At 62.5% G+C, this 5,199-nt stretch carries 5 protein-coding genes and 1 pseudogene; 2 read left to right on the plus strand and 4 right to left on the minus strand.

Annotation, left to right across the window (positions count from 1 at the left end):
• Positions 1-213 precede the first annotated feature (213 nt).
• The gene (locus tag ACWGKT_RS48200) at positions 214-681 is read left to right on the plus strand and encodes a hypothetical protein (RefSeq protein ID WP_453278774.1); all 468 of its coding nucleotides are present in this window, start codon (positions 214-216) and stop codon (positions 679-681) included.
• Here ACWGKT_RS48200 and ACWGKT_RS48205 read toward each other — a convergent pair.
• From ACWGKT_RS48205 to ACWGKT_RS48215, 3 genes and pseudogenes are all read right to left on the minus strand, one after another.
• Entirely contained in the window at positions 650-1,249 is a 600-nt protein-coding gene (locus ACWGKT_RS48205) for an IS5 family transposase (RefSeq protein ID WP_453278778.1), read from the minus strand. The genes ACWGKT_RS48200 and ACWGKT_RS48205 overlap by 32 nt on opposite strands.
• A 52-nt stretch (positions 1,250-1,301) precedes the next feature.
• A pseudogene (locus ACWGKT_RS48210) lies at positions 1,302-1,595 on the minus strand (transposase); the annotation flags it as partial.
• A 300-nt stretch (positions 1,596-1,895) separates the two neighbouring features.
• Positions 1,896-2,987 (minus strand): pentapeptide repeat-containing protein, encoded by a 1,092-nt coding sequence (locus ACWGKT_RS48215; RefSeq protein ID WP_453278775.1) that lies wholly within the window; start codon positions 2,985-2,987, stop codon positions 1,896-1,898.
• A gap of 635 nt (positions 2,988-3,622) precedes the next feature.
• Between ACWGKT_RS48215 and ACWGKT_RS48220 the strand changes: the two genes are divergently transcribed.
• Positions 3,623-4,234 carry a CDP-alcohol phosphatidyltransferase family protein gene (locus ACWGKT_RS48220; protein ID WP_453278776.1) on the plus strand — a complete coding sequence of 204 codons (612 nt, stop codon included), beginning with the start codon at positions 3,623-3,625 and terminating at the stop codon, positions 4,232-4,234.
• 18 nt (positions 4,235-4,252) lie between these two features.
• Here ACWGKT_RS48220 and ACWGKT_RS48225 read toward each other — a convergent pair whose 3' ends face one another.
• On the minus strand, positions 4,253-4,801 hold the full coding sequence (locus tag ACWGKT_RS48225; protein ID WP_453278777.1) for a DUF4231 domain-containing protein: 549 nt from the start codon (positions 4,799-4,801) through the stop codon (positions 4,253-4,255).
• Positions 4,802-5,199: the final 398 nt, after the last annotated feature.

The raw sequence follows: 5,199 nt of genomic DNA on the forward strand, positions 1-5,199 counted from the left end.
GCTACGAACGCAAAGCCGAGCACTTCCTGGCCTTCACCAGCATCGCCTGCACCCTCATCTGCTACCGCCGACTCGCCAAATGAGACGACGTCTAAGACGCCATCCGCGAACCGAACGTGATCGTTTAGTCCGGGGTGGGCGGGCATGAACTCCGGCCGATGGCGGCAGAGATGGGCGTGGTTCGTGCGTTCATCTGTCTCGTGGAGGTGGCTGGTGGCGTCGGTGCTTGGTCTGCTGGAGGCCCGGGAGAAGAAGATCCGGGAAGAGGTCGCGGGGCTGCGGGAGGAGGCCGAACGGGTGCAGGCCGCGCTCGGTGAGGCGGAGCGCGCACTTCAGCGTCTGGTGGATGCCCGGGTCACGGTGACCGAGGTGCTGACCGAGTCGCCCTCCGCGGCAGCGGAGCCGAGGGCGGTGGCGGGGTCGGTGGTGCCGCACCGGACCGAGGGCATGGCGGCGTCCGTCCTGGCACCGGATTACCAACACATCGTGGAGGTACTGGAGTCGGACGCAGGCCGTGCAGGTCTGCGGTGTCAGCAACTGGCCGTGTCCCTCGGCCTGGAAGTAGTTCCGGCGAAGGTCGAGGGGCTGCGGTCGAAGGCGAAACGCCTGGTGGAACGGGGTTGGATCCTGCAGGTGCGGCCGGGGGTGTTCACCGCGCTCGTGGTGCCGGCCGCCGGCTGAAAGCACTGGGGCGGCGTCCGGCCAGGCGGCCGCTCATGAGCATGGTCATGGACCACAGCACCATGGCCTCATGCATGGCGGGCAGCGTCTCGTAGTCACGCACCAGACGACGCGAACGCATCAGCCAGCTCAGCGTTCTCTCCACCACCCACCTGCGCGGCAGCACCACGAACCCCGCCGTGTCATCGGAGCGTTTGACGATCTGAAGGGTGAGCTGACACTTCTCGGCCGCCCAGTCCACCAGCCGGCCCGCATAGCCGCCGTCCGCCCAGACGAGGCGGATGGAGAAATACAGCGTGCGCAGCCGCTCAAGCAGCGGTACTGCCGCGTCCCGGTCCTGCACGTTCGCCGCGGTCACCACGACGGCCAGAACCAGGCCCAGGCAGTCCACCACCAGGTGCCGCTTGCGGCCGCCCACCTTCTTTCCGCCGTCCCAGCCGGACGTGGAGCGCGGGATGTTCGCTGCCGCCCGCACCGACTGCGAGTCCACGATCGCGGCCGTCGGGTCTGGCGAGCGGCCCTCCTTCTGGCGCACCCTGTCGCGCAGCCGGTCGTGGAAGCTCGGCAAGCAGGCCCGTGGCCTGCCAGCGGCGGGCGAAGGCGTGCACACGCCGGTACGGCGGGAAGTCCGCGGGCAGGTTGGCCCACTTTACGCCGTTGTCGACCACATACCGCACCGCGTCCAGCATCACGCGGTGGCAGAAGCCCTCCGGCCGGCCGCCCCGTCCCTGAAGCCACGCAGGCACCGGCAACAACGGCCGGACGACCTGCCACTCCGCCTCCGTCAGGTCCGAGCCGTAACACCGGACACGTTCCGGACCGTCCGCCGCGTTGCCGAACCTGTGCGCGAGGCAGTCACACTCCAGTGACGGCGCGTTGGACTCCTCGGACGCGGGCACGAAAGACTGCGACACAGGGCCTCCTGGTGCTGCTCGGTTGGGATCGCAACCCCGAGCTACCAGGAGGCCCTGCCGTCATGCCCCGGCTGCCGAGAGATCACCCGAACAGGAACCGTGTTCGACTGATCAAGCCTGCCGAACGGTAAGCGGATGGCGTCTAAGGAGAGAGGGTGGGGCATCGTGTCGGCGACCTACGGCATTCTTGGTTCGAACTGGGATGGACTAACCCGCCCTTCAGCCACCCTTGTTGACCGTGGCTGACCCCTGCATCTGGCACGACTGTGGCACGCGGCGTCATCGGGCGCGTAGCACCTGTCACTGTGGCGGCGGCAGCCCACGGATGCCTTTCAGCTTGGCTCCCTCGAACTTTGCACCGGAGACCTTCGCTCCGGTGAGGTTGGCATTTGTGAGGTCGGAGTTTGTGAGGTCGGCGTGAGTAAGGTCAGCACCTTCGAGGCTTGCCCCTGACAGGTATGCGCCTTTGAGGTTCGAGTTGCTGAGTACTGCACCAGTCAGGTTTGCGCAGCCGCCTCCAAAGGAGTTCCGGCCTGGGCAGAAGATCGTGCTTGCGAGATTCATGCCGGAGAGGATTGCGCCGCTTAGATCTGCGTCGGTGAAATCCGCGTTGAGCAGGTCTGCGCATTGGCCCGCGGAGGACTTGCTGTCTTGCTTGGATTGGCTCATCGATGGTGCACGGCCTAGAAGCGCTGCCACAGCCGCTTGGCTTCCCTGCGCGGGCTCTATAAACAGATCACCACAGAAGTGTGCCCCTGAGAGGTGTGCTCCAAGTAGCCTCGCTCCGTCCAAATGTGACCCCGACAGATCTGCGTAAGAGAGGTCCGCTCCGTCCAAAAAGGCCTCGTCGAGCCGTGATCCTCTCAGCTTTGCCTCTGACAGGTTTGCCTTGAACAGCGTTGCTCCCTGAAGGTCCAGGTTGAACAGGGAAGAGCCGCTGAGATCCGCATCTGATAGGTCCGCCTCGCGGAAGGGGATTATGTTTGGGTGCCCGTCAAGTTGCACGCCACGCAGACTGGTGCGCCTAAGATCAATGGGGCCTTTGTCGAGATCGGCACCGCGATTGGCTAGTACGGTCATTACCGCCTGAACGTCTGCTTTGGGAAGGGGCAATTCACCGGGTTCGGAAGCTGGCTTCTTGACTCCAACCTGAACGGCGGAGTGAGTACGCAGATAGGCGGACAGGACGGAGACGACGGTGGGGTGATCGCGATCGGAATCGTGCATGATCCGCGCCAGTGCGTAGATTCCTCCGAGCCGTACGTCCAGGGATGCTGACCCCAGGTTGCTAATGGCGGCGTTGAACCGGTTGGTGATCTGCCCCTGCTCGCTGATCGCCAGTTCCTTGCTGGCCTGAGTGACCTGCATCCAGGTGAAGAGCAGCGCGAGCAAGGCAGCGAGCCCTGGGAGGCTTGCCACCATCAGTCCGCCCCAAGGAGCGCGGCTGTGACCTGGTGGGCTGGGGGCCGGCTCTCGACGGTCACGGTGACGCTGAAGCCGCCGCGCGGTGCGCCGCTGTGCGGGCCGGCGGAGCCTTGCAGAGTCCGTGGTCCGCGCCATGTCTTCCATGGCACCTTGCGTTGAGTCAACCTGCCACTTGGCGGGACTGAATGGCACACACTCTCAGCTTGGGAAGCTAAGGTGATCTAGGGCTCGCTGGGGGGGCTGACCTGCGGCGTAAGGGTGTCGGCGCCTGGCGAGCGGGCCGTTGGCTCCCCGGTGTTCCCCGTGATTCCCCGCACTATCTGGCACGGGTCTGGCACGAGTTGGGAGGGACCGTGGCCGCATACGGGCCGAGTTCGTCAATCGTCACGGGATCCCCTGAACACCTGACGCACGCCACGAAGGAGGCTCGCTCGTGCGAGGTGGCTGACCGTTCTCATATCGGAGCACGCTCAGGTCTCCGACAATGAGCGTAACTCCACTGAGCTTTTGAATGATATGAACCGAATCCGGGCATCCTATTCCAGCTCAACCAGAGTAACGGGAAGTATTGATGCGGGCGGCGGTAATTCACAATGGTCCAAATGAAGGGTGACATCCGTGCCACTCACGAGAAGTTGCACACAGTGGCGAATTTGATAACCCTCTTCAGGTTCCTATCTTTGCCAGTATTTATTTATTTTATGATTGTCGATGCGTGGACTTGCGCGTGGCTACTTATGCTGATGGTTGCAGTTAGCGATGGCTTGGACGGATATGTAGCCCGCAGGTTCGACCAGGTTACCAGGATCGGCGCTGTAGCTGACCGGGTCGCCGATCGGCTTTGTATCTTGACATTGAGTTGCATGCTAGGCGTGGCAAACATAATTCCATGGTGGCTCGCCGGGCTAATCATCGGAAGAGATGTTGCGCTGTTCGCCGTGGTCACCTACGCTTTCCGAGGGCCAATGCCGGTTTCGGCTACCAAAACGGGCAAGACTGCGACGGCTTTCCTGCTAATCGGAGTTCCGGCTCTCATAGCTAGACAAACATCCGTGCCTCAGGCGCAGACAATCAGTACCGTTGCAATCGTTCTCGCTGTGCTAGGCCTCATCCTCTACTATGTCTCAGGATTCCAGTACGCTCGGGTGGCTCGAACCACAGTGATCGGTCGACACCTCGCAAGCTCCCCAAGGGCAGAGGCGTCTCGCGACTAGACGGCGATACGAATTAGATCAGTCCCGATCTGTTTCTACCCTACCCTTTCCATAAGCGGTTGATTCCTCGTCGGAGTCCGGTTTCTTTTCCTTGGGCAAGGTCTCGTCGATGTCTTCGCGGTAACGGTTATGGAAGTCGATTGCGAGTTCTTCAAAGCGCCCAAGGAAAAGTGAAAATCGATCAGAGGACGTGAGTCCCTTGTATGGGTCTAGCTCCGAAAAGAAACGGAACGCCTCACCTGAGAGCATGTCGGCTCCCCAGCGATATAGTCGCCACCGTGGCCCAGGTCGCAAAAGACGGTCGGCGATGGTCGCAATGGCGACCAATAGGCTAACGATTATGGAAGCGTAGCGAACCCACCGGATTTCCGCGCTCGCAGTAACCAGCGCAGGCAAAAGTACCGCCCCGCTCAATATGGCGCTTTGAGTAATTAGGAACAGGCGACGGTTGCGCTTCTCCCATGCGCGTCGACGGTATGCCTCAGCGAGAATTCGCTCCAGCCAGATCTTCTGGAATTCGCTAGTGCCTTCCCGGTTGCAGAATTCCAGAGTGAGTCGAGCGAGCATGGTTCGCTCAATTCTTCCTGTTCGGGTCGCCTGGCGACCTCTCGGTATCAGTAGATCAGCCTCTGCGGTCAAATGACTCTCCGTCACCATGCCATGCTAGACGGCCTAACGCTTTCTGTAGGTCGGTGGAGCGATTTTGGGCTGGAGCTGCTTTGGCGCGAGTGATCATGGCCCCGTAAGCTTGCGGCGCGTCGGGCAGGTAGTGGACCTGCCCGGTAAAGCACGACGTGGGGCCATGATCTTCGAGGCTCGCGCCAAAGTGGCTGCCTAAAATCGCGGAGCCGACCGCCCCAGCCACGACGTCCCCCTTCTCTGACGGCAAGCGGCTGATCCCTGTGCGCGCGGCACGGGCGCCGGCCGGGCTGGAGCGGGGCGGAGACAGGAGCGCAGGCCCGGCC

This window comes from Streptomyces sp. NPDC054794, from assembly GCF_053611585.1.